At 46.1% G+C, this 26,979-nt stretch carries 29 protein-coding genes; 15 read left to right on the forward strand and 14 right to left on the reverse strand.

Going from position 1 to position 26,979, the window contains the following annotated elements; genetic code table 11:
- Positions 1-7 precede the first annotated feature (7 nt).
- The 5 genes from ACKPVM_RS02455 to ACKPVM_RS02475 are packed head-to-tail and all read left to right on the forward strand — an operon-like array spanning position 8 to position 4,179.
- Complete coding sequence (locus ACKPVM_RS02455; RefSeq protein WP_409306602.1) at positions 8-679, forward strand: hypothetical protein; 672 nt, start codon at positions 8-10, stop codon at positions 677-679.
- Complete coding sequence (locus ACKPVM_RS02460; protein ID WP_409306604.1) at positions 663-977, forward strand: magnetosome protein MamC family protein; 315 nt, start codon at positions 663-665, stop codon at positions 975-977. Before ACKPVM_RS02455 ends, ACKPVM_RS02460 begins: the two co-directional genes overlap by 17 nt.
- A complete protein-coding gene (locus tag ACKPVM_RS02465; RefSeq protein WP_409306606.1) occupies positions 964-1,266 on the forward strand; it encodes a YtxH domain-containing protein in 303 nt (100 codons plus the stop codon). Before ACKPVM_RS02460 ends, ACKPVM_RS02465 begins: the two co-directional genes overlap by 14 nt.
- Positions 1,263-3,341: a heavy metal translocating P-type ATPase gene (locus ACKPVM_RS02470; protein WP_409306607.1), complete on the forward strand. Its 2,079-nt coding sequence runs from the start codon at positions 1,263-1,265 to the stop codon at positions 3,339-3,341. Before ACKPVM_RS02465 ends, ACKPVM_RS02470 begins: the two co-directional genes overlap by 4 nt.
- A 55-nt stretch (positions 3,342-3,396) precedes the next feature.
- Positions 3,397-4,179 carry a DUF3750 domain-containing protein gene (locus tag ACKPVM_RS02475; protein ID WP_409306608.1) on the forward strand — a complete coding sequence of 261 codons (783 nt, stop codon included), beginning with the start codon at positions 3,397-3,399 and terminating at the stop codon, positions 4,177-4,179.
- A 157-nt stretch (positions 4,180-4,336) separates the two neighbouring features.
- Here the strand turns inward: ACKPVM_RS02475 and ACKPVM_RS02480 are convergent, their stop codons facing one another.
- Positions 4,337-5,227, reverse strand: coding sequence for a BrxR family helix-turn-helix transcriptional regulator (locus ACKPVM_RS02480; protein ID WP_409306609.1), 891 nt, complete (start codon positions 5,225-5,227; stop codon positions 4,337-4,339).
- Positions 5,228-5,428: 201 nt separating this feature from the next.
- Between ACKPVM_RS02480 and pgaA the strand changes: the two genes are divergently transcribed.
- From pgaA to pgaD, 4 genes are read left to right on the forward strand one after another with little or no spacing between them, the layout of a single operon-like run.
- Positions 5,429-7,873, forward strand: a complete 2,445-nt coding sequence (gene pgaA / locus ACKPVM_RS02485; protein WP_409306611.1) for a poly-beta-1,6 N-acetyl-D-glucosamine export porin PgaA — start codon at positions 5,429-5,431, stop codon at positions 7,871-7,873.
- 9 nt (positions 7,874-7,882) lie between these two features.
- Positions 7,883-9,898, forward strand: coding sequence for a poly-beta-1,6-N-acetyl-D-glucosamine N-deacetylase PgaB (pgaB, locus tag ACKPVM_RS02490; protein WP_409306613.1), 2,016 nt, complete (start codon positions 7,883-7,885; stop codon positions 9,896-9,898).
- Complete coding sequence (gene pgaC / locus ACKPVM_RS02495; protein WP_409306615.1) at positions 9,895-11,223, forward strand: poly-beta-1,6-N-acetyl-D-glucosamine synthase; 1,329 nt, start codon at positions 9,895-9,897, stop codon at positions 11,221-11,223. The genes pgaB and pgaC overlap by 4 nt, the downstream gene beginning before the upstream one ends.
- A 2-nt stretch (positions 11,224-11,225) precedes the next feature.
- Complete coding sequence (gene pgaD / locus ACKPVM_RS02500) at positions 11,226-11,642, forward strand: poly-beta-1,6-N-acetyl-D-glucosamine biosynthesis protein PgaD (RefSeq protein ID WP_409306617.1); 417 nt, start codon at positions 11,226-11,228, stop codon at positions 11,640-11,642.
- Between the two features lie 180 nt (positions 11,643-11,822).
- Here pgaD and ACKPVM_RS02505 read toward each other — a convergent pair whose 3' ends face one another.
- The 12 genes from ACKPVM_RS02505 to ACKPVM_RS02560 all read right to left on the reverse strand — a co-directional run bounded on the left by ACKPVM_RS02505 (position 11,823) and on the right by ACKPVM_RS02560 (position 17,842).
- Positions 11,823-12,305: an OmpA family protein gene (locus tag ACKPVM_RS02505; RefSeq protein WP_409306619.1), complete on the reverse strand. Its 483-nt coding sequence runs from the start codon at positions 12,303-12,305 to the stop codon at positions 11,823-11,825.
- Positions 12,306-12,328: 23 nt separating this feature from the next.
- A complete protein-coding gene (gene dgcN / locus ACKPVM_RS02510; protein ID WP_409306621.1) occupies positions 12,329-13,567 on the reverse strand; it encodes a diguanylate cyclase DgcN/YfiN in 1,239 nt (412 codons plus the stop codon).
- Positions 13,568-13,576: 9 nt separating this feature from the next.
- Positions 13,577-14,116: a regulatory sequestration protein YfiR gene (yfiR, locus tag ACKPVM_RS02515; RefSeq protein WP_409306623.1), complete on the reverse strand. Its 540-nt coding sequence runs from the start codon at positions 14,114-14,116 to the stop codon at positions 13,577-13,579.
- 124 nt (positions 14,117-14,240) lie between these two features.
- On the reverse strand, positions 14,241-14,603 hold the full coding sequence (locus tag ACKPVM_RS02520) for a hypothetical protein (protein ID WP_409306625.1): 363 nt from the start codon (positions 14,601-14,603) through the stop codon (positions 14,241-14,243).
- Between the two features lie 6 nt (positions 14,604-14,609).
- Positions 14,610-15,074, reverse strand: coding sequence for a hypothetical protein (locus tag ACKPVM_RS02525; protein ID WP_409306627.1), 465 nt, complete (start codon positions 15,072-15,074; stop codon positions 14,610-14,612).
- A 1-nt stretch (position 15,075) separates the two neighbouring features.
- Positions 15,076-15,513 carry a hypothetical protein gene (locus ACKPVM_RS02530; protein ID WP_409306629.1) on the reverse strand — a complete coding sequence of 146 codons (438 nt, stop codon included), beginning with the start codon at positions 15,511-15,513 and terminating at the stop codon, positions 15,076-15,078.
- Positions 15,506-15,790 carry a hypothetical protein gene (locus ACKPVM_RS02535; RefSeq protein ID WP_409306630.1) on the reverse strand — a complete coding sequence of 95 codons (285 nt, stop codon included), beginning with the start codon at positions 15,788-15,790 and terminating at the stop codon, positions 15,506-15,508. The genes ACKPVM_RS02530 and ACKPVM_RS02535 overlap by 8 nt, the downstream gene beginning before the upstream one ends.
- Positions 15,791-15,816: 26 nt before the next feature.
- Positions 15,817-16,203, reverse strand: coding sequence for a DUF6896 domain-containing protein (locus tag ACKPVM_RS02540; protein WP_409306632.1), 387 nt, complete (start codon positions 16,201-16,203; stop codon positions 15,817-15,819).
- Between the two features lie 49 nt (positions 16,204-16,252).
- On the reverse strand, positions 16,253-16,645 hold the full coding sequence (locus ACKPVM_RS02545) for a hypothetical protein (protein ID WP_409306634.1): 393 nt from the start codon (positions 16,643-16,645) through the stop codon (positions 16,253-16,255).
- Between the two features lie 61 nt (positions 16,646-16,706).
- Positions 16,707-17,123, reverse strand: coding sequence for a hypothetical protein (locus ACKPVM_RS02550; RefSeq protein ID WP_409306635.1), 417 nt, complete (start codon positions 17,121-17,123; stop codon positions 16,707-16,709).
- 70 nt (positions 17,124-17,193) lie between these two features.
- Positions 17,194-17,472, reverse strand: coding sequence for a hypothetical protein (locus ACKPVM_RS02555; RefSeq protein WP_409306637.1), 279 nt, complete (start codon positions 17,470-17,472; stop codon positions 17,194-17,196).
- A gap of 31 nt (positions 17,473-17,503) precedes the next feature.
- Entirely contained in the window at positions 17,504-17,842 is a 339-nt protein-coding gene (locus ACKPVM_RS02560) for a DUF2185 domain-containing protein (protein WP_409306639.1), read from the reverse strand.
- A 344-nt stretch (positions 17,843-18,186) separates the two neighbouring features.
- Here ACKPVM_RS02560 and ACKPVM_RS02565 point away from each other — a divergent pair, with 344 nt between their 5' ends.
- Complete coding sequence (locus ACKPVM_RS02565; protein ID WP_409306641.1) at positions 18,187-18,954, forward strand: sulfite exporter TauE/SafE family protein; 768 nt, start codon at positions 18,187-18,189, stop codon at positions 18,952-18,954.
- Positions 18,955-19,024: 70 nt separating this feature from the next.
- On the opposite strand, the gene ACKPVM_RS02570 is transcribed toward ACKPVM_RS02565, so the two are convergent.
- Complete coding sequence (locus tag ACKPVM_RS02570) at positions 19,025-19,870, reverse strand: hypothetical protein (RefSeq protein ID WP_409306643.1); 846 nt, start codon at positions 19,868-19,870, stop codon at positions 19,025-19,027.
- A 738-nt stretch (positions 19,871-20,608) separates the two neighbouring features.
- Between ACKPVM_RS02570 and ACKPVM_RS02575 the strand changes: the two genes are divergently transcribed.
- The 5 genes from ACKPVM_RS02575 to ACKPVM_RS02595 all read left to right on the forward strand — a co-directional run bounded on the left by ACKPVM_RS02575 (position 20,609) and on the right by ACKPVM_RS02595 (position 26,877).
- Complete coding sequence (locus ACKPVM_RS02575; RefSeq protein ID WP_409306645.1) at positions 20,609-22,273, forward strand: methyl-accepting chemotaxis protein; 1,665 nt, start codon at positions 20,609-20,611, stop codon at positions 22,271-22,273.
- 356 nt (positions 22,274-22,629) lie between these two features.
- On the forward strand, positions 22,630-23,859 hold the full coding sequence (locus ACKPVM_RS02580; RefSeq protein WP_409306646.1) for a sensor histidine kinase: 1,230 nt from the start codon (positions 22,630-22,632) through the stop codon (positions 23,857-23,859).
- A 21-nt stretch (positions 23,860-23,880) separates the two neighbouring features.
- Positions 23,881-24,924, forward strand: coding sequence for a response regulator (locus ACKPVM_RS02585; protein WP_409306648.1), 1,044 nt, complete (start codon positions 23,881-23,883; stop codon positions 24,922-24,924).
- A 148-nt stretch (positions 24,925-25,072) separates the two neighbouring features.
- Complete coding sequence (metK, locus tag ACKPVM_RS02590; RefSeq protein WP_409306649.1) at positions 25,073-26,218, forward strand: methionine adenosyltransferase; 1,146 nt, start codon at positions 25,073-25,075, stop codon at positions 26,216-26,218.
- Between the two features lie 77 nt (positions 26,219-26,295).
- Complete coding sequence (locus ACKPVM_RS02595) at positions 26,296-26,877, forward strand: BMC domain-containing protein (RefSeq protein WP_409306651.1); 582 nt, start codon at positions 26,296-26,298, stop codon at positions 26,875-26,877.
- The last annotated feature ends 102 nt before the right edge of the window (positions 26,878-26,979 follow it).

Genomic DNA, 26,979 nt, shown 5'->3' on the forward strand with positions numbered 1-26,979 from the left:
ATCGAATATGAGCAATGATAAAAGCAATCCTGCGAACCAAGGTGGCGCTTATTATCCGCCATTTGGCTACCCGTACTATCCACCCGTCGCACCTGCGCCGGAAGCCGCTATCCCTCCTCAACCCCAACCCATGTATTGGCCTCATCCTCCAATGTGGTATCCACAAATGATGCCGGGAGTGCCGCCTATGGGATATCCAATGCCGCCTCAGGCAGGCATTCCGCCACATACGATGGTACCGCCACAGCCTTCTCATCATCATATGCAACCCGGATTTGACTGGAATGCTCAGGCACAAAGCGTCGTGGATAATATGATGGGCGAACAGGCCGGATTACTGAAAAACATTATCGGGACAATTGGTATGGACGATAAAGAATTTTGGAAAGGCGCCATGATTGGTGCAGCGGTCACCCTGTTATTAACGAATGAAAGCGTACGCAATATGCTGCTGCAAACCGTTGCCAGTACCGGTGATTTGCTCAAAACGGGCGGGGCCAAAGTTAAAGATGGTGTAAAAAGCGGCGCTGAAAGTTTGAAAGAAACGGCAACGACCAGCTCGACAATTTTCCGCGATACGTTGAAAGCAGGAAAAGACGGGTTTAATGAATCGGTCGAGCGTCATCGTCAGCAAGGGAGCCCTGCCAGCGAGGAACCTCTGAATGAGCAACAATCGTGATAGCCTGAGCCCGGTGAGCCGGGCAGCCATTGCCGGTGCGTTAGTGGGAACCACGGCGTCTTGTGTCGAACAATGGCGTCGTTATCAAGAGGGTGAGAAAACCCTGCATCAGACGGCGACGACGGTAATGTACGATGCGGCTAAAGGTGCAGTGGTTGGTGGTGTTGTGATGGCTGTCGCGAATGCGACGGCTGGACGACCTGCGTTGACGTTGCTGACGCTGTTAAGCGCTGGCGCAGCCGGTATCTATTTGATGGATGCGATCAGTAAAAAGGATGCAAATCATGAAACAGCCTAATTATCCCTATGCCTACTACCCGTATTATGCGGCCTATGCACCTACTATTCCACCTGCTCAAGCCCCGTACCGTCAGGCCAATGGTCGTGCTCATTTGCTGACCGGCGTCGTGGCGGGTGCGGCGATTGCCTATTTACTCAGCAACCGTGATGTTCAGCAAGGCATCACGACAACGGCTAGCAAGGCATGGGGGACGGTGCGTGGTGAGGTTGAAGAACTTAAAGAACGGTTAGCCGATTTACAGGCTGAGTTAGATTACTACCGCAACCGTGAACAAGGTGCCGAGTGAGTCATCATTTGCCCGAAACCATTACGCTGGTTCATCAACTGCCGGGACGGGTACGTCTGCGTATTCCTCAGATGCGGACATATCCTCAGAGTTTGGCCTGGCTGAGACGGCAACTGCTGTCGTTTAGCGGTGTGAATGGCGTTCGTTTGCGTCCTGAAGCCTGTTCTGCGGTGATGACCTATGATCGTCGGCAAACCCACGGCGAATGCCTGCTGCAAAAAGCGCAGTCACTGGACTGGCAGACATACACGGCTGGGGATTATGACGCGGAATATTGCAACAGCGATAACCTAATGAATTTGGGCGGTATGATTCTGGCTCAGTTACTGCCCAAAAATTGGGCATCTTTGCCCACGCTGTTGTTAACCGCGCCCACGTTGGTTGAAGGTGCTGAAACGCTGGCGCATGGTCAACTAAAAGTGGAAGTGCTGGATGCGATGGCGTTGGGGTTATCCATGGCGCGTGGTGATCATCGTACCGCAATGATCACCCAGTCTTTGCTGACGCTGGGTGAATATCTGGAACAGGAAACCAGCCGTCATTCTGACGCACTGCTGGCGGATCTCATGCAGCCCAAAGAACATACCGTTTGGGTTGAGCGGCAGGATAAACGTGAGGCTATCCAAAGTAGTTTGTTAGTAAATGGCGATCGGATGTTGCTGGGGCCCGGCGATAATATTCCTGCTGACGGCACGGTTCTTCATGGTGTGGGATTAATCAATCAATCATCCATGACGGGGGAAAGCGTACCGGTGCGCCGGGAGCGGGGAGCCTGGGTTTATGCCGGTACGCAGGTGCAGGATGGCAATATTACCGTTCTGGCAGAACGGGTCGGTGATGAGTCATCCACGGCGAATATTCGTCGTTTCATCAGTGATTCACTCAGTCAGCGGAGTGAGACCCAGCGTGTTACTCAACAAATGGCCGACCGACGAGTGGCGATTACCTTGGGTGTTGGTGCGGCCGTCTTTGCTTTAACGCGTGATTGGCAGCGGTTGGCCTCGGTTTTTTTAGTGGACTATTCTTGTGCATTGAAATTGAGTACCCCGATTGCGTTTAAATCGATCATGCACCGTGCGGCGTGCCAGGGATTATTGCTCAAAGGAGGACGAGCGATTGAACAACTCGCGGCTGTGGATACGGTGGTTTTTGATAAAACGGGAACGTTGACGCATGGCGATATGCAGGTGACCGATGTGGTCAGCTTCGATCCGCAAAGGGCTTGGGCCGAGCGTTTGCTGGCTATTGCCGCCTCTGTTGAAGAACATAGTAACCATCCACTGGCAAAAGCGGTGGTTGCTGCCGCCGCTCATCATGAATTACCTCACATCAACCATGGTGAAGTGGAATATATTATTGCTCATGGTTTGCAGTCAGAAATGGACAACCATCGCATGGTGATCGGGAGTCGTCATTTCCTGAGCCACCACTATCATATCGATTTTTCGCCGTTCGAAGAGGACATTGCTGAACTGGATGCGAAGGGAAGGCACCTATTATTCATTGGTCTGGATGGGCGTTTAGTTGGGGTTATTGGTCTGCAAGATCGTATTCGGGAAGAGGCAGTGGAAGTGATTCAGCGACTGCGGTCGTTGGGTGTGAAGAATGTGGTATTGCTGACGGGTGATAAAGCGGAGAAAGCACAACTGTTGTCACAGACCTTATCTATTGATAGTTTTTTTGCTCAGGCGACCCCGGAAAGTAAGGTTGACGTGGTGCGTCATCTGCAACAGCAGGGGCAGCGAGTGCTGTTTATTGGTGATGGTATCAATGATGCACCAGTATTAACGCAGGCTGATGTTGGTATGGCGATGAACCAGAGTACCGAACTGGCGCAGCAGGCCGCTGACGCGGTGTTATTACAGGATAACCTTTACGGTGTGGTGACCGCCTGTGAAATGGCGCAGGAAGCCATGCGATTGGTTAACAGTAATATTCGGCTAACGGAATGGGTGAATAGTTCGATTATGCTGGCGGCAGCAATGGGGTGGCTGAAACCAACGGCCAGTGCGTTGCTGCATAATGGCACCACATTGGGTGTTCTGTTACGTTCGCTTTCTGCCAAGAATGGCTGAGTGAAACAAGACTTCTACTGCAATTTTTTGCTTATTTTTATGAGTTAGTTGATTGATGACGTACCTCAAAGTGTTGGGTATTGGCTTTATTTGTGTGCTTTTGTTGTCATTTTGGCAGAGTTGGGCGCATCCACCTCGGAGTGGAGATATATTCAGTGGGCAGAGCTTGTCGTCGTTCCGGCGTGATTCCGCGGGTCTGGCTCCAAATCCGGTGCAGTTCCGTAATACCGCGATCGTTCAGGTTTATGCTGCGCCTACTTACGGTTGGCGTGGGTTGGTCGCCGTTCATCCATGGATTATTTTCAAGAATGCAGGCGAAACGCAATATCGGCGTTACGAGGTGATCGGTTGGGGGAGTGGTAATGTTGTGCGCCTTAATCGATCGCCAGCCGATGGATTCTGGTACGGCGCAATGCCGACATTATTGGTGGAGCATCGGGGGGCGGCAGCGCAGGCGATGATCCCTCAGATTGATGCAGCGATTAAAAGCTATCCTTGGCCGCAGACTTATCGCGCCTGGCCGGGACCGAACAGTAATACGTTTATGGCGCATATTGGTCGGAATGTGCCGACCTTGAAGCTGGATCTGCCTGCTAATGCTATTGGAAAAGATTATCGCTCGATCATGCATTTGGTCGGTTTACCGCCGTCTGGTCGAGGGGTACAACTCTCGTTGCTGGGCGTGCTTGGGGTGACAATTGGCATGGAAGAGGGGATTGAAGCCAATATTATGGGCATAAATATGGGGCTGGATGTTAATCCCCCAGCCTTGCGTTTACCCTTTATTGGTCGATTCGGTTACAGCAATGTGCGACAAGAAAAGGATGAAGAAAGCTAAGGAGCCAGCCTCTATTCCGCTTTTTCACTTTTCCTCTGACTGATTCCCTCGTTCCCTTGGTTGTCGTTCAAAAACACTACCGTTTTTTGAACGACAACGCGACATCGGTTTTTAGTGGTGAACTAAAATTGATGTATGACGGGTATATCAGCCCGATTTAAATGCTTTCTGGCAGTGCGTCTATGTAGGGCTGAAGCGCCGGCCTGTTTTTCAAAATAAGCTGCGAATTGTTCAGTTCGTCCTGCTCTTTCGTTTGCAGACCCAGCCGTTTTAAGGTGTGGCGTAAAAAAGCTTGTCTGCAACGCAGTGAGGCCTCGCCTTCTTTCATGCCGTAATCCAGCTCGAGAATACGCTTTTGTACCGGCGATAGAGACGGATGCGGTGCCAGAATCAATGTGACGTGCGTCTGCCAATGCTTATCCGTAGCGGGCTCTTCGACAGACGGTTCGATGCCGTCAATGCGCAAAATTCGGTTTAGAGCAAAGTTACAGAACTGCTGTTGAGTGTTACAAAATGCTCTGACATACCAGCGAAAGCCGTCATGCGCCAGTGCATGAGGTGAGATCAAGCTTAGCGTGGCCTCATAATGCAGCAAAGATTGATAGCTGACCCAGACAGCCAATTTTTTCCGAATGGCTTTGACGAGGGTGGTGACGGTCTGTTCATCAATCGCAATGGACGGTGTATGAGACCAATCGACTTCAGGCGCTGAACCAATAAAGCTGGCATCAGGTTCCAATACACCACTTCTCATCGCCAGCAACTCTTCCAGATAACGCAAGGCGGAGCTTTGTGGATAAACCGGCCGATAAGACGGTGTGGCGACATAGGTTTTGGCGCTGCGATCGTAAAACAGGTTGTTTGGGGCGATTTCCGTGTACTTGGAAATATCCAACGAGGCCTGAGGAATCGATAGACCAAAGAAGGTCGTCAGATCGGTTCGGTTGATATTTCCTTCCCATCTCAGACGAAAGTCAATGAACTGGAGGCGGCGCTCCAGTCCCCAACTACGCCCTTTGGATGCTGTAGGTGCAGAATTTTTAGGCATATGAGTATAAATACTAGACGGGTATTAAAATTATACGTATTATAATTATACGCTAAACGTTTTTTACGTCCAGAGAGGTTGCCAGGGCTTGTGAATCATATCCGTTGACGGACAACACCTTCCGGTTTCATGAAATTTAAAAGAAAACGTTAAGAATTATCTGGTTAAGTCTTATTAATCCTATTAGTGCAGGGAGATATTATGCTGCCTTTTTTTAATAGACAGCGGCATTATTGTTATCGTCAATGGAAAAAAGTTTTAATCACTATTTCTTCTTTGGCGCCTCTGGGATATGCGCAAGCAGTCATGCCGGATTACGATGCATTAATTATTCAAGCCCGGGCTGGTGATATTGCCGGTGCGTCAACCTGGCTTTCGCAGCAATCATTGCAACGCAGGCTAACGGTCAATGAGGTTGCCGACTGGATACAAATTCAAGGTTGGGCGGAAAATGACGAACAGGTGATCGAAATATGGCAACGCTATCATCCTGCCATGACATTACCTGAGCGTGCGGTATCGACCGTTGCGCGGTCATATCGTAATTTGCACCAATGGCCGGAATCGCTTGCGTTGTGGCGCGGTGTTCTTGAGCGATCTCCCGATAATGATGATGCGAGCAGTGGCCTGATCATGACACTGGCAGACGCTGGTCATGTTGAACAGGCGTTATATCTGGCTTCGCAGCGCGTAAAGCGCGAGCCTTCTGCCGCGCACTGGCGTGAGTTGGCATGGGTGCAAAACGCCGCTGGGCTGACATGGGATGCCCAAGTCTCTTTGCAACAGGCTAGTGCAGCAACGCCACACGATACCACATTACGGCATGAGTATAGCGCCGTGCTTGCATCGAACCGCGTCAACAGAGCGGCGTTGGATATAGCAACGCAGGGAAATGTTCCTCCCGATGTGTTACGGCAGCGTTTAGCCTCGGCGGCGGCTGAACGTGTTCGTATAGCGCTATTGCCCAGTGCGACGGAGCAAGAGCGTTTTGTTGTGGCCGATCGCGCACTGGCGGATTATGACCAGTTACTTAATCAATGGCGATCGCTTCCTGAAGCGCAATCTGACTATCAGCGGGCGCGCATAGACAGACTAGGCGCACTGCTGGCGCGTTACCGTATGCAGGAGGTTGTTGCAGAGTATGAGGCTCTGGAGCAAGCGAGCATCTCTGTTCCGCCTTATGCCTTGCGTTGGGTTGCTTCAGCCTACCTCTATCTGAAAGCGCCGGACAAGGCCGAAAAACTTTATCGTTCGACAGCGGACGATGCGCTGGATATGCCGGATTACGCCAACCTGTTTTATAGCCTGTCAGAAAATGAACAGATTCCACAGGCGCAACATCAGGTGGATAAGCGTAGTGCACTCACACCCTATTTGCGCCATATCTATGGGTCACCGCTACCTCAGCCAAACGATGACTGGTTGGAAATACGGCAACTCAGCGTGCAGTCACTGTTATTGCACGATGACCTTCCGCAGGCACAGCAATTTGCGACGCATCTGGCAGATACTGCGCCGGGTAATCAGGGGTTACGTATCGATCTCGCCAGCATCTACTTAATGCGTGGATGGCCATACCGGGCAGAGAAAGAGATGAAACGAGTAGAAAGCCTGGAACCGAGGAACAGTTATCTGGAAGAACAGCAGGCGTTGACCGCGCTGGCGCTACAGGAGTGGCGTCAGGCGGATTTGCTAGCCGACGACGTCATTACGCGTTTTCCTGAAAGCCTTAGTGCACAACGTGTCGATCGCTTGCGGCGGGTTCACCATTTGTCTGAGTTACGCATTGAAGGATCGCGAGGAATTAAATCCGATAGTCCCGTTGAAGGTAGTCGTGACGTCGATATTGATGTCGCGCTCTATAGCCCACCGATTGCTGATAACTGGCGATTATTTTCGTCATTTGCATTTAATCGTGGGGAATTTGAAGAAGGAAAGGCGGTGAACCGTCGGGTTAGGGGCGGCGTGGAGTTTACCAATCGTGGGAATTGGCTGGAAATGGAAGTTTCGGGTCAAGGCTACGGGCAGGGGAACAAAATGGGTGCACGACTTTCTGGCTGGCATGATTTTAATGACAGATGGCGTTTAGGCGGAAATGTTGAGCGACTCATGAACCGGACGCCATTACGCGCTTTGAAGAACAATGTGACGGCAAATGGTGCGGAGGTTTATGCACGCTGGCGTGAAAGTGAAAGGCGTGAATGGCAAATGACCTTCTCACAAGGATGGTTTTCTGATGGCAATCGCCAATTCGATTACGTTCTGGAAGGTAAAGAACGATTGTACAGTTCGTCTTACCTTACCGTGGATTTCACTCCGTCCGTCAGCGTTGGTCATAGCCGCGAGTCTGACGTGCCCTATTACAGTCCACAACGAGATATCGCGGTATTACCAGCGGTCACACTCGATCACCTGATGTACCGGCATTACCAAACTGAGTGGCATCAGGAAGTAACGGCTGGTGTGGGGCGATATTGGCAAAAGCAGGCTTCCGCAGGGGCGATAACAAGCCTGGGTTATGGTCAGCGAGTGCGCTGGAACGACGTACTTGATACCGGTGTTCGGGTGGAATGGATGAAACGCCCTTATGACGGTGTGCGGGAACAAAATTTATCTCTTTCTTTCGATCTTAATTACCGTTTTTAAGGGCCAGTCATGTTTTTAGTCATGCTACGTTATTCATTGATCCTATTTGGCCTGGTTGTCTGCTCTGCCTGCTCTCAGGCCGATCGTCCGCATTTTCTCGCGCCAGCCGATCGGCCATTGAGTGAAAGTGAGAAAAGCTGGCCTAAAAATCACTACATTGTGCTGGCTTACCACGATGTTGAAGATGACGCCGCCGATCAACGTTTTATGTCAGTACGAACCAGTGCGCTTAATGAACAGTTCACCTGGCTACGGGAAAATGGTTACCAGCCGGTCTCGATTGACCAGATCCTTCAGGCTCAGGCTGGGGGAAAACCGCTGCCTGCAAGAGCGGTGTTGCTGACCTTTGATGATGGTTTCAGTAGCTTCTATTATCGGGTTTACCCCCTGCTGAAGGCTTACCAATGGCCAGCGGTGTTGGCACCGGTCGGCACCTGGCTGGATACGCCGAAAGATCAGGTAGTGGATTATGGTGGTGAACCGATCGCGCGTGACAAGTTTTTATTCTGGCCACAGGTAGGCGAGATGTCCCGCTCTGGTCTAGTTGAGATCGCGTCGCATACGTATGCGATGCATAAAGGAATATTGGCTAACCCTCAGGGAAATACGCAACCTGAAGCGGTTACCCGGCGTTATTTCCCGGACATACAGCGGTATGAAAGCCAGGCCGACTATCAACGACGTGTTGATAAGGATGTCGAGCTTATTACCCAGCGTATCGTCGCCGCGACCGGTAAAACTCCCCGGGTCTGGGTATGGCCGTATGGGGCCGCAGGCGGTGAGGCGTTAAGCATTATTAAGCAGCATGGTTATCAAATGGCGCTGACATTGGAAGATGGGTTGGCATCGGTAGATAAGCCCTTTAACGTGCCACGTGTGCTGATTAGCAATAATCCTGATATCAAAAGTTTTGCGCAGATGGTGAATGATGCGCGTAATCGGCAGGTGATGCGCGTTGTGCATGTTGATCTGGACTACGTTTACGATCCCGATCCGGTACAGCAATCGCGTAATGTTGACATGCTGGTTCAACGCATTGCTGATCTCGGCGTGAATACTGTATTTTTACAGGCTTTTTCCGATCCCGATGGTGATGGCAATGTCCGTTCACTCTATTTTCAGAACCGTTGGTTACCGGTTAGATCGGATCTATTCAACCATGTTGCCTGGCAGCTTGATAATCGTATTGATGTAAAGGTTTATGCATGGATGCCTGTGCTGGCGTTTGATTTTGACGATAGTTCGCTCAGTCGGGTGGAAAAAATCAATCTTGCCACAGGCCAAAGCCGGGTCGATGCGATGCAGTACAAAAGACTGTCGCCTTGGGACGCAAAAGCACGTCAGCGAATCATTGATATCTATGAAGATCTTGCTGCTTACGCGCCATTTCATGGCATCTTGTTTCATGATGATGCCGTTCTGGCAGATGATGAGGATGCCAGTACCGATGCCGTGCGGGCCTACCAACTTGCTGGGTTCCCAGCATCTATTGCCACTATTCGAAACGATCCGATACTTTTCCAACGCTGGAGTCAATTTAAAAGTCGGGCGTTGACGTCGTTTACCCAGACATTGGCGGCACACGTTCGAGATATCCGGGGGCCACAAATCAAAACGGCACGTAACCTGTTTGCGTTGCCGATTTTGGAACCTCAAAGCGAGACTTGGTTTGCTCAGAATTTGGATGACTTTCTGACCAACTATGACTGGGTTGCCGTGATGGCGATGCCTTTAATGGAAAATGTGCCGTTAAAAGAAAGTAATGTCTGGCTGGATAAATTGGTACGCGAGGTTGCGATGCGACCTAATGCGCTACATAAAACCGTTTTTGAGCTACAAAGCCGGAACTGGAAAACTGCGGGGCAAGACTGGCTTAATTCTACGCGATTAGTTGATTGGATGACGCGTCTGCAACTGAATGGCGCGCAGAATTATGGTTATTATCCGGATAATTTCTTAACCAATCAGCCTGAATTAACGGTGATCCGTCCTTCGTTATCATTAGAATGGTATCCACAGTCATGATTGATCGTCTTATTGCGTTTCTTATTTTATGCCTGGTATTTAGTATTCCACTCGGTGCATCCTTTGTTTTTACGGGCGAAATTATTCTTTATTTCGTTTTTTTCTGGCCGTTATTTATGTCAGGAATATGGATCACGGGAGGGCTTTATTTCTGGTTTCATTATGAACGCCATTGGCCGTGGGGGAAAAACGTTACACCGCCGGAATTAAAAGGTAATCCGTTAGTCTCGATATTAATTCCCTGTTATAACGAGGAACCCAACGCGCGGGAAACGATAGAAGCTGCGCTAGGTCAGCGATATACCAATATTGAGGTCATCGCTATTAACGATGGCTCTAAAGACGGAACGGCCGACATACTGAATCAGCTTGCGAGTGAATACGAACGGTTACGGGTGATCCATCTGGCTCATAATCAGGGGAAAGCCATTGCACTTCAAACGGGGGCCGTAGCGGCAAATAGCGATCTTTTGGTCTGTATTGATGGGGATGCCTTGCTCGATCAAGACGCTGTCGCTTATTTGGTTGCCCCATTGCTGGATAATCCCCGTGTGGGGGCGGTAACCGGAAATCCGAGAATTCGAACTCGTTCAACGTTGGTCGGGCGGGTTCAGGTTGGTGAGTTTTCTTCAATTATCGGCCTGATTAAACGAACCCAGCGCATTTATGGAAAAGTCTTTACGGTCTCCGGGGTGGTCGCGGCATTTCGTCGTCGGGCATTGGCAGATGTGGGCTACTGGAGTTCAGATATCATTACCGAAGATATTGATATCAGTTGGAAACTTCAGCTACGTCATTGGGCCATTTTTTTCGAACCCAGAGCGCTATGCTGGATTCTGATGCCGGAAACATTGAAAGGCTTGTGGAAACAGCGTCTGCGCTGGGCTCAGGGTGGTGCCGAGGTTTTCCTGAAGAACCTGGGGGCTATCTGGTCGTGGCGACATCGTAGAATTTGGGCATTATTTTTTGAATATTCAGTTTCTATTTTGTGGGCTTTTACCTATGCCATCAGCGTTATTCTTTTTCTTCTTGGCATGGTGATGGAGATCCCCGATAGAATTCAGGTGCAGCGGCTTTTTCCGCCCGAGTTTACCGGATTAGTCTTGGCAACCATGTGTTTATTACAGTTTTCAATTAGCGTCATAATCGAAACGCGTTATGAGAAAAATATTGGTCGCTCGCTTTTTTGGATTATCTGGTATCCCATGGTGTATTGGATGCTGAATTTATTTACCAGCCTGATCAGTTTCCCCAAGGTCATGTTAAAAGCACGTAGCCAGCGAGCACGATGGGAAAGTCCCGATCGTGGTATTGAGAAGAGATAAAAATGAACTCACCACTTATTTTCACAGAACAGCGAATTCTACCTCGGATTATCGATATTTTAATTACGCTGTGTGCATGGTTGGGATATATCTGGTTGATCGGATATGGAATTCTCTCCCTTATGAATGGCGGATCGGTGATCGTGCCTCATTTCATCTGGCCTGAATTACAGACGTTTCTGTTTTATTTTCTTATTGCATTGGTTAACGCGTTGATGATTATTTTGTGGGCCAAATACAATCAGTATCGATTCAGTCAGGAGCGTCGTCAGCGAGTGAGTTCATTGCTCAATGAGGATATTGCCACGAGCTTTTCGGTTCAGCCAGAGGAGATGGATATGCTTAATCGAAATCAGATACAACGAGTATGGCACGATGGGCAAGGGCACATTGCTCGTATTGAATCTCTTGATAAATAGATTATATACCCGTCATACTTCAAGTTGCATGTGTGTTGGCTGCGTTCAGTCACCCGAATCACTTACTCAAGTAAGCTCATCGGGATTCCTTCGCTTGCCGCCTTCCTGAAACTTGAATTATTTTGGGTATATACCAGTTATATTTCAAGTTGCATAAGCAACTTGAAATATGGGATCAATTCATGGAGCGGTAATCACAATCGAAACGCGTCTGTTTTCAGCGCGACCAACGGATGTTTTATTACTACTAATCGGATATTGTGAACCTAAACCCTGCGTCGTTAAATTGCTACGCGGTATATTGGCTTCTTTAGCGTAAGTATCAGCAACCGCATTTGCCCGTTTTAGTGATAATTCTTGGTTGTAATTATTATCACCATAATTATCAGTATGCCCATCCATTCGTGCATGGCGTAATCCAACAGAGGTTAAGGATAACGCTATCCGTTTAATCGCTTCTTTACTTTCTGGTGTTAATGTTGATTTTTCTTTTGCAAAGAGCAATTTCTCTGACAAACCTAACATCCAACCATCCATATTATTTTCGAAACCTTGTGATTTCAGCGCACTGATTTGTTCAGGTGAAAATTTTTCAGGAGATGATTGGCAACCAGCGGTAAATAAAAGAACAGAGATGGACAATATTGAAAGTGATTTTCTCATTAAAAACATCCTATCGACATACACTATGTGACAATTACATTATGGTGCTTCCTTTTTTCGCTATACATATTTTTATCAGCCTGCTCCATCAGTGATTTGGGCGTTGAATGTTCATCCGCGATCACTGCACCAATACTAAGTGACATTATAATAGTAATTCCCTCTGATAGACAGATTGGGGCGCTCATTTTTTTATTTATTTTATCAATGACGGTATCAATACATTCTTTATCTAAATTTTCAGCGACAAAGATTAATGCAAACTCATCACCACCTAATCGAGCGGGAAGGGCATTATCATCTGCACAAAGTGACAACCTATTAGCAATGTGAATAAGAACTTCGTCGCCAATTGCATGACCATACGTATCATTAACATCTTTAAACTTATTTCCATCCATAAAAAGCAAGGCAATATTTGATTTCTTCTTTTTATCCTTCAACAAGGATTCCAGCATGCTGCAAAAAGCCGTTCTGTTGGCGATACCCGTGAGCGGGTCGCGCAGTGAACGCTTAAGCAAAGAGTCTTTTTCTTTTAAGATTTGGTATTGCCAATGTTCCACTTCGGACATTAAGCTATTGAAACCTTGACTTAAAATATCTATCTCAACAATGTTTCCCGATGGGATTCGCCGGGAGAAGTTACGACTTACCCGGATATCATGAACTACGTCAATAATCCTCTTTAGTGCGAGAATAAGGCCGTTATGTAAATATTTTGAAATAAAAATAGAAATAGCAGAGACTAAAATAACACACAGCGTAAGTATGGTGAGTGAAGATAAGATAAATTGTTCAACCGTTTCTCTTTCTCCCGATACTTCGATATTCCCTATTAGTTCTCCCTGATGGTAAATAGGTTGAATAACAGGATCCGGCAGAATCCACCGGGTAATGACTTTATGTGTGGTGTCAGTGAGAATACTGTTTTTTGAATGCCATTTGGTTAATGTGTTTCCCTTATCATCGGTTACAACAGCGCTACTAAATTGCCCTTGTTGACCAAGATCATTCAATTTTTCGTATGCGGCAGTACCATCCCGAAACACGACAGCGGCTTCTACGCTTTGGCTTAATGTGTAAGCCAGTAATTGCAAATTTTTTTCAGAAAATTGCTTGAAAGAGATGAGAGACGCCGTCGTAATTAATGTCCATGATACCGCCATTGTGATAGTTAATGTAATGGTACTGATTCGGGTCAGGGCGGACTTAAATGTTATTTTTCTTTTTTCTTTATAAGAGTGAATCCTTTTTCCATTCATGACAATAACCTAATGTCGAGCAAGAATAAGAACATCAGGATGAACCCTGATGCCACTTCTTGAAAGGTGGTTTAAGTTAACCGAAAAACGTACATTCTGATCGGAAAAGAGTAGGCAAAACGAGCTTCCGCTGACACATTCTGGGTTTTGCTCTGCAATTGTCAATAATGGTTGATTGGGTGAGCGACTGGCTATTTCGATTTGCTGTGAAACTGATTCTTTCCCAAAATATATTGCATCACATTGTAATTGCTGAATATCATCGAGTTTCTGTAGCACTACTGCATTAAATTTAGGCGCGTTTTTTGTTTCTTTCCGAACGGTCAGTGGCGTAAGAAAATAGGCCGATGAGGACACACAAAGCGTTGGCGGTGTTTTGGGGACAGGCCAACGGGAATAGCTGATAATTCCAGACACAGTTTGGTAAATCTGATCCGGTGATATCTTTGTCATTTCAGCGATGAGTTGATTCGGTTCGCTTGCCTTGGTTGGCAGGGAAAGTATCGAGATAACGAAAAACAGGATGAACACGAAACTGCTTTTGATCACGATGTTGCCCAACCTATAAAAACAATATTATATAATATGGAAGAATATATTTAAAAATGACTGACCTAGCCAGCATTATTTTAGTGGGGCTAGGATATTGTCTCTGCGATCAGATTTATAGCTTTCATTTATTTTCCGCCATGTTGTCATACAGATGGTGAATACAATACATACTCCCTTTCACCTGTCGGATGTCACAACCCGCCCATATACATGGCTTACTGCCAAGACCATTATGCTGCTGAATAATATAGTTTTTAATTAAAGACGTGCGATCAAACTGCTGCCAGCGATGCTGATCCGCTATTTTTACGGCGTAGCATGGCAGGTATTTATCCCATTCATCAACACTGTAAAGTTGTAGGCAATCAGGACACTGCATCAACAATAGCCAGTTGGCTGCTGCCAGTGGCTTTAATGTTGCTGTGATGTCAGCATAATGATTGCTGATATCCATGACTTCAGGGCGTTGTATACACGTGCACATGACTTATTATTTACCTGCTGAAACGTCAGCCCATGATAGAAAGCCGAGGCGGTTTAATAAACGACGAGACAGACCACAGCTCCAGCAACTCATTTGTATCTGTCGATGAAGCTCAGGTTGTGTGTGCCAAAGATTTTCGGAATAACCAAGCAGTGAATCATAAAAAGTGGAATGATCCGCTTCCTTAGGTAAACGCATAAAAAGCGACAGTATTGGGTCATGATAGGGCGTGATACCAATTACGGCACTGAGCAATGCCCTCAATACAGTATGATCAATGTCAGCAGATGCTTGTGAAAAACGTTCACACCATCGTTCGTTGCGGGTTTTCCAGTAGTCAGTTAATAACGGAATATCGATGGCTGATAACGTGGCAATCAGCTCTTCGGCCTCTAAAAATAGGTCGTCGCTATAGTAGTGTTCATCGTCTGCACTGAGCAATGAATCAAGTTTCTTCAATGTATCTGTCACGTTATACCCGTTCAAGCGTGATGGAAACATCGACAACCATCGCTTGCTGTGCCAATAGAAAAGCAGCGGAATTCATCAACGTTGTTTTAAATTCATCGGATTCAGATGGTGTATGGCACCAGATATTACCGTCACCAATCGCTTTCGTCCCTTTCGTTGAATGGAATCGGAACCTGACTGAAAGTTGCATCATGGCATCAGCACAGTCATCGGGATCGTCAAGGTCTGGCATTATTTGCCGTGTCAGATCTAATTCAAAATATTTGCGATAAGTTCCCCACTGATACAACAGCATATCGCCATCAGCGTCAACGTCAGTCTGAGCGATACGCTCAGAGACATAAAGCTGGATAACATAGCTGAAAAGAGCAGCGATATTGTTTTCTTTCAATGCTGTCGATGCTTCTGTCAGTGCTTTTATTTTTCCAATATCAGTCATACTTCTTCCAATGTATCTCTATGTTCTGGTATTGCTCCGGCAAAGCCGTTTTTGCTTCAGCTATTGAGCTATAGCAAAAATCCTGTACGGTTTCCCATGTTGCATCGCAACTGAACCGATAAATTTTGCTGTCATTCGGGTAGCGACAGATCGCCAGAGCAACAATTTCAATTGCATCGATTTCATTATTTGCATGTACCACTCCAAATGGTTTATCAGATGCATAAGCCCATTCCAGTACGGCGGCACCATCAATTTCTTCGGGGGGATTTTGCATTTTTGCTATTTATCCGACGTTCTATATCAAACCAATCCAGATTTTAATGCTTGTTCAATAGCCTGCTTTAACAGCGCTTCGTCTTCATATAACTCCCGGTATTCGGCCAGAGGAAGATTACCTTCATTATATTGCTTTGCAAAAAAGACGCGTAAACGCCATTCATCAGGATGCGGTTTATCAAAATCAAAATCTATTCCGCCGACTTCCTCTGTCCGGTAAATATTCACACCGACGCCATGTGTCACATACATCCAGTTTGTCCCTGGAATCGGTTTTCTCCCCCGATAGCCAGGTTGAAGAATATCTTGAGCGGATGTCAGACCGAATGCTTTTTGCAACAGCGCTTCTGCCCAAGCTCGTTGAGCATACCAAAGAGGAATGATATTGCAGATTTTTTCTGTATTGTTCATAGGTAAGGTCTAACATTGATAATAGTTACATGCCCGTAACTTGCGGATCTCATCTCTGGCAAACGTCAGCATCAGCCAGACCACCATTGCACCATTGGTTATAATCAAATGTATCAGGATGCTCGATCAAAAAAGTACCGCGTTCAGCTAACATAATAAGATATTGATGACCACTTTGTTCAGCTCTCGCCAGAAAGTGCTGAATATCGACTTTGGGGCAGATCTCAAAATTTGTTCTGACCGCATCACCAACCATTAAATAAGCGCAACTTAAAAAGAATGACTGCTTTGGACAATGATTATCCGCCGCTAATTCGAGAATAATATCGGCAAATAATCGATCTGCGACGGCTAAATCAAAATCCTGTTCAGGCCACGGCGATTCGGTATCAAATGCCCATTGTCGTAACGCTTTTTCTTGCGGATTCCAGGGATCTTTCATGTATGCAAACTCAATTGACCAGAAAGGATGAACTCATCATAAATCAGGAACCAACCATAAATTATGCCAACACCAGTTGTAGCTGTGATTCCAGACTTTCCGGCATGAGTAAAAACTGATGCCAGCCATAAACTACCTGTCGGTATTCTTGTAGGCTAAAGTGTGCGGCGGACATATCGGGATCCTCTTCAATCAGTATCTCAACCTGCGCCCCGTCAGCGTTGAACGTGACACTGGTATCATTTAATCCCCAGCACTCTTCTTCACTTTCGCCAGCGGCGACGGAATCAATTAATGTCATGACATTCAGACATTCTGATGGCGTATGCACCATCATTGTCAATGCTGCGCACAGGTAGCGCCCATATCGTTCAGACTGGTAGCCATCTGCAACGGCTATACGATACCATACCTCTCCCGCGATGGGATGATGACCACCATACTGGCAGTAAAACCGGATTAATGTTGATTCTGTCATGAGAACCCTTGGTGGCTGTGGGCTTCACAAACTGATGGATTTATCATTTCTTATCACCCCAATGAATGTATTACACCCCAGTGACTTTCTGGAAAATAACCTCTTTTTCTTCAGGGGTCTCAGTGACGACTAGATAGTCAAGTCTGACCTCGCTTTTAACATCAAGTTTTTCGGCAAGCAGGTTACTGGTTTTTACTGTGACGCCAAAGCATATATCAGGCTGAACTTTATCAACGGCCTCAATAATCGCATTGGCAAAATCCAGTAATTCTTCTCGTGTCCCAATTAAAAAGGCTTCATCAAAGCCCGTCTGACAGGCAATGATTGGAGACGTTATTGGTTTACTCATTATCTGAGCATTTCCTTGTTCTATTCTGTGTTTAGTTCACTTCAAAAGGTGGGGCGGGAATAAAGTCACCTTCTTCATCCCGTTCATAAGTGGCGCCAATAGGCGAGTCTAATAACGGAATAATATCCGGATCGTAGTTAGCAATGGTATTCACATCGTAAATAGCATGGTTGCCAGCGTTTTCCATATACTGCGGCGATTCAATGCCAGCCATAAAACGCCATCCGCTGTCTTGTGGGTTATGGGGATGATCTCTGTACATATATCCCACTTTATAGCCCTGAACGGTAATCAGTTCTGTCGCAATACAACCGCCATACCCTTTTACCCGTGGTTTAATGTCTGTTGCCGTCAGAGCAAATTTTTTCATCGTTTTACCTAACATCCTGTTCATGAGCTTATCAAGAACGTCCGTATACATTATAGGTAGTATGCCTTATCGGAGAAAGTGCGTGAACAGGTTCTAATCGTGGAGTGTCGGTATCAGTGGTAAAAAAGAGCAACAATGGGGATGAGGCGAATGTATGATTGGTTGCGATGATGTGTTTTTATCATGACCTCAAAAGCTGACTGATCGGTCGCCGTGGGGTTGACGTAGCTCAGCGTGTTGTCACATTTCTTATGTAACGATGTCGTTTTTCTTATTGATAGGGACTCGGCCTGACAAGCAGATATCCCCAGATATTCCTACCACACGGATCATTTCATTACGTCATGTTAAGCTTAATGGTTTTTAGCGATATGTTGCTGTGCTTGCTTTTGGGAGTTGGGTTAGGCGTTTGTGGGGGAATGCTTGGCATTGGCGGTGGGCTGATCGCCATTCCGATATTAGGGATTCTTTTCAATATGGATCAGCATATTGCGCAAGGAACGGCATTGGTGATGATTACGCCTAACGTTCTGATTGGATTCTTACGCTATCGTCAACGCAATAAAATCGATACACGGATGGCGTTGATAATGTGTGCCTTTGCCTCCTTGTCAGCCTATTTTGCCGCGCATTTCGCGTCGTTGCTCGACGTCCATCATCTTCAGCGTGCCTTTGCTCTTTTCCTACTGGTGCTAGCTACCTACTACCTGTGGCAGTGGTATAACAAACAGCGCAATCAAGCATCGGAAATTGTTTTATCACCCAGATATTTACCGTTGCTGGGAATAGCGAGCGGGGCGATGTCTGGCATTTTTACCGTTGGGGGCGGGTTGGTGGTCGTTCCGATGTTGGTTACGCTATTTGCTTTTACTCAAACACAAGCGCAGGGAATGGCGTTGATCTTGGTGGTCCCGGGTGCATTGGCGGCGCTGGTCTCGTATACACAGGCTGGTAATGTCGATTGGCACATCGGCATTCCTTTAGCCGTGGGGGGAATATTCAGCGTTTCCTGGGGTGTTGCCATTGCGCATAAATTACCCGCTGCTTACCTGAGAGGCGCATTTTGTCTGGTGCTTGTGGGCGTCGGCATCACAATGTTGGTGCTGAAATAAGCCTGCGCCAATGCATCGATGGCTTGATGTCCGGGGATATGCATTTGGCGGTAGCGTATCCCTGCTGAAGTTATTCAGACATCTTTTTCATATGGCCCATCATGCTATCAACAAAATGCTCGCCTGCGGCCCATGAACCGGATTGAGGTTTTAATTCACCCAACGGGCCGTCATTGCGGATGTAGCCAATGAGTTCGTCATAGCCTATTGAGACGGTCACCCCATTGCAGACACCGGGGGTGATTTCATACTCGCTAAAGATAAAGTGGATTGCACTTGGCGTAATGACGAAACGAGGGATAAAGCTGGCTTTTTCTAGTTTGTCGGTAAAAAGACCATATTCGCAAACGTCGGTGATTTTATATGCGATAATTTCTTTGATTTCATTCAAAGCATTACGGCGAGCATCGAAAATATCAAAAAAATCGATAGTGCGTTGATTTTGAGGATCGATATTAATAGAAAATTGTGAATTATTTCCATTCGCTGCTCCCTCGTAATAATAATATTGATCGACACGTAAACTGATGATGTTTTTTGATGTCAGCCCGATTTCATAGTCCACTCGATATTCCAATAGATTATCAGTGAGGTAGCTTATGACATTTTCTTTAAGTTCGTTGTTGATTCTCTTGAGAAAATCATTGGGTAGCAGATAATCGATCGTTGGGTAATTGATTTGAATATCGGCCTCTTTAGCGGCGAGTGTCATGCCGGTTTGCTTTTTAATATCCGAGGGGGAAAGCGTGACGCTTTTGATGCTAATTTGCTCGGCAAGATACTGCTTGGCGGTAAGCGTTAAATAAGATATTACGCTGAAGATAAACGGGATTATTGCGATATAAAAACCAATAGCGGTCATCTTGCTGGGGAGACTCCAACCATTCCATTGTTTTTTGCTCGGTATTAATGTCATCGCAACAGGTCCTTTTGTAAAACGATTTGAATGGCAGATGAGGATAAATATGACATTTGATGTCGATATTTTCATGCGAATAGTAGCGTATAGGCATTTTCACTGCATCAGGGTTTTTTGTCATACCCGATGTTTCTGAGTTTATCCTCTTAAGATTAGCTATCTTTACACTTGTCTGTTTGTTAATCGTTTGTGGGATTTTTCCTAATTAGATATATAAAAATAATTAATGATTTATGTTTTTTGTGCTTCTCTATTTAAATGCACTTTTTATTTGGTTTTTGTGAATGGCTATTCATTTTGTTTGTTTTATTTACAAGTGGTTATGATTGATTTTTGGTTTTTTTTGCATTTTTACCTCGTTGGGTAATGCCATTATTACAATAGGAAGTATTTAAATAAATTTTAGTAAACGAAGTAACGTTCATTATTGATGAAGTTCATTGTTTACATGCCGATAACATGGGTGAACGTCGTTCACCACATGGACATAGACCCTAAATAATTTGAGTTGCAGGACAAAAAAGCAAAGCGTTTTTGAACGCCGCTTGTGGCGACCCGTCAGGGTTAGGCTCAGGTAGGCGCGGAGTATCGCCAATGCACATGCAACTTGAGGTATGACGGGTATAGACCTACCTACTAGAGACTGACATATAGGTCGGCATTTGAAAGGAAACGCTAATAGCAACCCTGTTTTTGGGGTTAATTGTCGTACGTTTTATCATCAGGGTTTATATTATGAATGTTATTCGCAATCTAAAAATCAGAACAATGATGGTTCTGATCCTTATTCTGTTTTCTTTACTGTGGGGGGGCGTATCCGCATTTGCATTGTACTCATTGGGTCAGCTCACTACAGAGTTGGCGCTGACGAATGTACAACAAAGTAATGGCGATATTATTAATGGGGCAAATGGACAGTATTATCGAGCAATGAGCGCTCTGGATCGTACCGTACGAGCGAAACAAAAAAATGATGTGGCCGAAGCTGAAATAGAGCTTCAGGCTGTGACAAAAGAACTGGATTCTTTAAAAGCCGGGTTGGCTCAGTTTAAAGTCATCGATCATGCAAATATTGACCCTTTAACGATTGATGATATTTACAATAGTTCCTATCGCCTGTTTAGTGAGGCCATGGTTCCGATGTATGAATCAGTTAAAGCCGATCGGCTTGATGATTTCATGCAGCAATCTACCAAGGTCTATCGCCCTCTGCGTCAGAATTTCACTGCATCCATCGATAAATACAATGTTGTCATTGCGAAATTGAAAGGTGAAGCACAGGGCAGGATTGATGCCTGGGTGAGCTGGTGTGAAAGTATTCTGATATTCGCATTGGCAATTGGTCTGATTATCGTGTTGCTTACCGATCGCTATTTGGCCGTGTTTGTTGTGAAACCTCTTGAGCTGATTAAGCGTCACCTTCAGGTTCTCGCATCGGGGGATTTACATACCCAAATGATTAATATGGGGAAAAACTGCGTTGGGCAACTGATTCCATTCGTTCAAACAATGCAGGCTAACTGGGTGAAGACCGTATCTGAAATTCGCGGTAGCGCAGAAGAGATTTATCGTGGTTCAGGTGAGATTTCTTCGGGCAATACAGATTTATCTTCCCGCACGGAAGAGCAGGCGTCGGCGCTCGAACAGACCGCAGCCAGCATGGAACAGTTGAGTGCTGTCGTAAAACAGAACGCAGACAACGCGAATCAGGCCAGCGTGTTGGCTCAGAATGCCTCTAAAACCGCCAATGAAGGGGGAGAGATTGTTGGTGACGTCATTAAGACGATGGGCAAAATAACCAGTAGTTCTCAGAAAATTGGGGACATCATTAATGTGATTAACAGTATTGCTTTCCAGACCAACATCCTGGCATTGAACGCCGCGGTGGAAGCCGCTCGGGCCGGGGAACAAGGTCGCGGATTTGCGGTTGTCGCAAGCGAAGTCCGTAATCTGGCGCAGCGCAGCGCACAAGCCGCGAAAGAGATTGAAGTGCTGATTGCTGAATCTGTTAGCAATGTGAAAACGGGCTCCGAGCAGGTATCGTTCGCCGGTGAAGCGATGGAAAATATTGTGAAAGCGGTCGTCAATGTGACCGATATCATGGGTGAAATCGCTTCTGCTTCCAATGAGCAGAGTAAAGGGATTACTCAGGTTGGTCAGGCGATGGTTGAGATGGACAGTGTTACTCAGCAGAATGCCGCGCTGGTTGAGCAATCAACTGCGGCGTCAGCTTCGCTTGAGGAGCAGGCGCGTCGTCTGACTGAAATTGTTTCCATATTTCAACTTGCCGAATCAGCGGATAAGTTGCAAGAGAGAACGCCAGCCAAGTCGAAACCCGTGATGCTGCCAACAACATCAAAGAAATTAAGCACTAACCAAACCAATTGGGAAACGTTTTAACGCGAATAGTTGCTTCCCGATGGGAATAAACAACAAGGGTTCTTAGCATGCATGCCAGCCAGGTTATCTGTCTGGCATTTTTTTGCTCGATGGGTGTCAATATGACGGCGTTTGAATCAGGTGGACGTGCTTCGCTTGGCATTTGTCGATCTTGCGCAAAAAAATAAAGAAAAAGGACGTGTATCGTTTCAGTTTATTGCCACCTTCCTTCTGTTTCTGTCGTTGTCTGTGAGACGTGTCATAGCATCTTTTCATCAGATAGAAAATAATGTAGATCCGTTATCAATAGGGGTTTAAGTGATTTATTACGCTACCGCGGGAGATGACGCCCTTAATAATAGACTGGCTAATGTGATATGAACAACAAATACCAACTGCATGAAATCCTTGACGTTAATCGGCTGCAGACGTTGCAGGACAACTTCAGCAAATCCATGATGATTGCGTTGGTGGTTGTTGATGAGGAAGGGGTCCCCGTTACTAAGCCTAGTGGCTTTTCTGATTTTTGCGCACGTTCCCGACTTAACCCGACGCTTGCCACCCATTGCTACGAATGTGATAACGCCGGGGGACGAGCGGCGATGGAAGCGTGTAAACCGGTGGTTTATCGCTGTTATTGTGGTTTTGTTGAGTTTGCTGTGCCGATCATGATCAATAATCATTATTTTGGTGCATTTATCTCTGGTCAGGTGAAGGTTGAAAGCGAAAAAGAGCAGGCTGTTCCCTATATTTTGAATGAAAATCGGGTATGGCAGGAAAATCCGCTACTGGTGAATATGCATGAAAATATGAAACGCATGTCCTATGAGCGTTTTGAATCTACGGCGTATACGCTACTGCATGTGGCTTCTTATCTGGTTGAACAGGCATACAGCAACAATATTCAGCGTGAGTTGCACGAAAAAGATCTTGAATTGACGACGGAGCTTCGTAAGCGGGTTGAGATTGAGCGTTCTTTACATGAAGCTGAGTTCAAAGCACTTTCTTATCAGATCAACCCCCATTTTCTATTTAATGTGCTCAACACTATCGGGCGTCTGGCTTTTTTGGAGAATGCACAGCGGACAGAGAATATGGTGCATGACTTTTCCGATATGATGCGTTATTTGTTACGTAAAAGTAATAATGGATTAATTACATTGCGTAATGAAATAGGCTATGTCAATAGCTATATGTCGATTCAGAAAGTACGAATGAGCGACCGATTTGATTATGTTTTCAGCATTCCAGATAAATATCTGGATGTGATTTGTCCTTTTTTAATCCTGCAACCTTTAGTTGAAAATTTCTTTAACTATGTCGTCGAGCCCAGAGAGATTAAGAGCCATATCCTGATTAAAGCGACGGATGATGGTCGGGATGTCATTATTGAGGTGACGGATAATGGCGATGGGATATCAGAACAGGATATTAACGGGATTTTATCCGGCGATGAAAATCGCAAAAAAGGTGGAATAGGTATCAATAATATTAAAAATCGACTCCAGCTATTGTTTGGCGAAAGCTACGGTTTGGAGATATCAAGTCCACATAAGCCGAATTTGGGAACGACGATCAAGTTGCGTTTCCCGATGCAAGAAGCCTGATAATAAAGGGAGACATGTGCCATGTATAATGTGGTGATTGTTGAAGATGAACACATCGAATCCGAATCGTTGCGTCGCATTATTTCGGCGCATATAGAGAATGCGAATATTCATGAGGCTTCAACGGGACGAAAAGCGATTCAACTCATTGATCAGCTTAATCAAATAGATATGATTTTAGTTGATATTAATATCCCTTTGCCAAACGGTAGAGAGGTGATTGAGTATTTGCGGCGTACCAATAGTGAAACGAAAGTGATTGTGACTACGGCGAACGACGATTTTGATATCGTTCGTAGTATGCTGAGCTTGAAAGTGGATGACTATTTACTCAAACCGGTAAAACAAAGCATCCTGACAGACGTTATTAAAAAAACGCTGCATTATGATGCGGATGACAATATTGCAACGCGTGAACTGAAGCAAAAAGTATTCACATTGATTGACGAAGGTGACTACACTGGGTGGAATGAACTGGTTTTCCAAACGATTGACGGTGCATATTGGGATAAATTTGGCGATCGTCGTCAGACGGTTGTCGATTTTTTAGCGTTACTGAATCAGTATCTCGATACGAAAGGCGACAAGTTTTCTGCTTCACAAGCGACGTTAGCATTATTGATTAAAGATGTTTCCAGCCGTGGTCTGGTTGATTCGTTGTATTATCGTATTTTGCAGAGTGTTTTCGTTTTAAGTGAGGCACTGTTTGAACAGGCCTTTAAACATGCTGCGCACCTGACGGATTTTATTGATAGAGCGAAGTTTCATATTGAGAAAAACCTGTTTAACAATATTACGTTAGACGATGTTGCTGAGAAATCATTTGTCAGCGCCTGTTATTTGAGTCGGGCATTTAAAAAGACAATGGGGACAGGATTTTCCACCTATGTGGCTAATCGAAAAATAAAAATTGCCAAGTCGTTATTACAGTTTAGCGACTTGAAAGTAAATATTATTGCGCTTGAACTGGCTTATCAGGATGCGAACTATTTCTGCCGTATCTTTAAAAAAGAAACAGGCATGTCTCCTTCTGATTATCGAAAAATTATGTCGGCCAATGCGTGATACCTGCAATCACCAGCCCAATGCTGGATTTTGCTATGACCAGAGGAATGAAACAAAATAATCCACAGTGACAACAAGAAAGTTCACTCGCTGGCACGGCCCTGACTTATAAAATAGGGAGAAATTTCAGGCGAGAAACGGTGCAGACGTGGATGATTATCTGTTTACTTCCGAATCGGTAGCCGAAGGGCATCCGGATAAAATGGCCGATCAAATTTCGGATGCCATACTGGATGCTATCCTGGTTCAGGATCCTTGGGCTAAAGTGGCCTGTGAAAGTCTGGTGAAAACAGGTATTGCGATTGTCGCGGGTGAGATTTCTACGTCAGCGAATGTCGATGTAGAAAATATTATTCGGCAAACCATCAAACATATTGGTTACGATCATTCCTCCCTCGGTTATGACGGTAATACCTGTGGTGTTTTGAATCTGATTGGCCGTCAGTCGCCGGATATTGCGCGTGGCATTCATCATGATTCGCCAGAGCTATTGGGCGCAGGCGATCAGGGCATTACGTTCGGCTATGCAACACGGGAAACGACGGAGCTCATGCCCGCGCCGTTGGTGTATGCACATCGTCTGATGGAACGCCAGGCATGGCTACGTAAATCCCGCCGTTTACCTTTTCTACTGCCGGACGCTAAAAGTCAGGTCACGCTACAGTACCATCATCATCAGGTGCAGCGGGTTGATACCGTTGTGGTATCGACTCAGCATCAAGCCGACATCTCTCTCGAAACGTTACGCGAAGCTGTAATTGAAGAAATCATCAAACCGGTTATTCCTCTGCGCTGGCTCACGCCGGAGACCCGTTTTTTAGTCAATCCGGCAGGTGCGTTTGTGGTTGGTGGGCCTGTGGGTGACTGTGGTTTGACTGGCCGAAAAATTATTGTCGATACCTACGGTGGTGCGGCACCTCATGGCGGTGGCGCGTTCTCGGGGAAAGATCCTTCTAAAGTCGATCGCTCTGCCGCTTATGCCGCTCGCTATGTCGCCAAGAATATTGTGGCGGCGGGGCTAGCCTCGCGTTGTGAAGTTCAATTGGCATGGGCTATCGGTGTGGCGCGTCCTGTTGCGGTACGGATTAACACATTTGGTACTGAAACGATACCGGCTGCCAGATTATCACAGCTTGTCGATCAACATTTCGATCTTAGCGTATATGGCATCATCCAGATGTTGGACTTACTGGTGCCACGTTACCGTACAACAGCCTGCTATGGCCATTTTGGGCGTTCTCTTTTCCCGTGGGAAAACGTAGATAAAGCACAGCAATTGCGTGCGTCCGTGTAGCTCATTTCCCCAAAAGGAAATGCATTCAAAATAGCGTATTTAAAAACAACGAATTCAAAGATAAACAGGAATGAATTATGGCGAAGCAAAGTTTAGGTCTGATAGAAACCGTTGGTCTTGCTGCGGCGGTTGAAGCGGCGGATGCAGCCCTTAAGTCTGCTAACGTCAGGCTGGTGGGGTATGAGCTGACCAAAGGTGGCGGTATGGTAACGGTGAAACTGGAAGGGGAAGTGGGTGCGGTTAACGCAGCGATTTCTGCGGCCAGCTACGCAGCGGCTAAAGTCGGAGACGTTTACGCTCAGAAAGTAATTGCTCGTACCGCTGATAACCTTGAAGCATTAATTGAGTCAGCAGAAACGGTTGGTGTTGCTCACTCAACCGTCGATGTTATTGATGAACAGATTGTTGCACAAGAGATTGCCAGCGAAGCGGAAGAATCCGTGGATAAAGCGTCAACGATCCCCGTGGTTAATCTGGATAATCAGGCGGATGAAGGCGATTCACTGTGCAATGGCGGTTCATTGGCGGCAGAGCCGGAAAAAGCGCCGTTCAGTGAACCTAAGGCGACAAATGCTTCAGAATCGGCGATGCCTGCATCAACGACGACTCCAAAAACAGGCCGTCAATCAGGTGGAAAAAAGTCGCCACGTAAGGGGTGATGATTCGTCATACTTCAAGTTATATGTGCGTTGGCCGCGTTTGTTACTCGGTTTATTCATGAGCTACAGCACTTCGGGGTCAGCGCAAGCGCTATTCAAAAA

This window comes from Pectobacterium hainanensis (assembly GCF_046237015.1).
Taxonomy (GTDB): Bacteria; Pseudomonadota; Gammaproteobacteria; order Enterobacterales; family Enterobacteriaceae; genus JBJYIN01.

Coding starts and splice junctions, on each gene's coding strand:
- ACKPVM_RS02595 (WP_409306651.1), top strand. CDS start 26,296: ATGGCGAAGCAAAGTTTAGGTCTGATAGAAACCGTTGGTCTTGCTGCG.
- ACKPVM_RS02455 (WP_409306602.1), top strand. CDS start 8: ATGAGCAATGATAAAAGCAATCCTGCGAACCAAGGTGGCGCTTATTAT.
- pgaD (WP_409306617.1), top strand. CDS start 11,226: ATGAACTCACCACTTATTTTCACAGAACAGCGAATTCTACCTCGGATT.
- ACKPVM_RS02580 (WP_409306646.1), top strand. CDS start 22,630: ATGAACAACAAATACCAACTGCATGAAATCCTTGACGTTAATCGGCTG.
- ACKPVM_RS02575 (WP_409306645.1), top strand. CDS start 20,609: ATGAATGTTATTCGCAATCTAAAAATCAGAACAATGATGGTTCTGATC.
- ACKPVM_RS02505 (WP_409306619.1), bottom strand. CDS start 12,305: ATGAGAAAATCACTTTCAATATTGTCCATCTCTGTTCTTTTATTTACC.
- ACKPVM_RS02530 (WP_409306629.1), bottom strand. CDS start 15,513: ATGACTGATATTGGAAAAATAAAAGCACTGACAGAAGCATCGACAGCA.
- ACKPVM_RS02480 (WP_409306609.1), bottom strand. CDS start 5,227: ATGCCTAAAAATTCTGCACCTACAGCATCCAAAGGGCGTAGTTGGGGA.
- ACKPVM_RS02545 (WP_409306634.1), bottom strand. CDS start 16,645: ATGAAAGATCCCTGGAATCCGCAAGAAAAAGCGTTACGACAATGGGCA.
- ACKPVM_RS02565 (WP_409306641.1), top strand. CDS start 18,187: ATGTTAAGCTTAATGGTTTTTAGCGATATGTTGCTGTGCTTGCTTTTG.
- ACKPVM_RS02570 (WP_409306643.1), bottom strand. CDS start 19,870: ATGACATTAATACCGAGCAAAAAACAATGGAATGGTTGGAGTCTCCCC.
- pgaA (WP_409306611.1), top strand. CDS start 5,429: ATGCTGCCTTTTTTTAATAGACAGCGGCATTATTGTTATCGTCAATGG.
- ACKPVM_RS02540 (WP_409306632.1), bottom strand. CDS start 16,203: ATGAACAATACAGAAAAAATCTGCAATATCATTCCTCTTTGGTATGCT.
- ACKPVM_RS02550 (WP_409306635.1), bottom strand. CDS start 17,123: ATGACAGAATCAACATTAATCCGGTTTTACTGCCAGTATGGTGGTCAT.
- ACKPVM_RS02520 (WP_409306625.1), bottom strand. CDS start 14,603: ATGTGCACGTGTATACAACGCCCTGAAGTCATGGATATCAGCAATCAT.
- ACKPVM_RS02560 (WP_409306639.1), bottom strand. CDS start 17,842: ATGAAAAAATTTGCTCTGACGGCAACAGACATTAAACCACGGGTAAAA.
- ACKPVM_RS02555 (WP_409306637.1), bottom strand. CDS start 17,472: ATGAGTAAACCAATAACGTCTCCAATCATTGCCTGTCAGACGGGCTTT.
- pgaC (WP_409306615.1), top strand. CDS start 9,895: ATGATTGATCGTCTTATTGCGTTTCTTATTTTATGCCTGGTATTTAGT.
- pgaB (WP_409306613.1), top strand. CDS start 7,883: ATGTTTTTAGTCATGCTACGTTATTCATTGATCCTATTTGGCCTGGTT.
- ACKPVM_RS02585 (WP_409306648.1), top strand. CDS start 23,881: ATGTATAATGTGGTGATTGTTGAAGATGAACACATCGAATCCGAATCG.
- ACKPVM_RS02535 (WP_409306630.1), bottom strand. CDS start 15,790: ATGCAAAATCCCCCCGAAGAAATTGATGGTGCCGCCGTACTGGAATGG.
- ACKPVM_RS02460 (WP_409306604.1), top strand. CDS start 663: ATGAGCAACAATCGTGATAGCCTGAGCCCGGTGAGCCGGGCAGCCATT.
- ACKPVM_RS02475 (WP_409306608.1), top strand. CDS start 3,397: ATGACGTACCTCAAAGTGTTGGGTATTGGCTTTATTTGTGTGCTTTTG.
- dgcN (WP_409306621.1), bottom strand. CDS start 13,567: ATGAATGGAAAAAGGATTCACTCTTATAAAGAAAAAAGAAAAATAACA.
- ACKPVM_RS02465 (WP_409306606.1), top strand. CDS start 964: ATGAAACAGCCTAATTATCCCTATGCCTACTACCCGTATTATGCGGCC.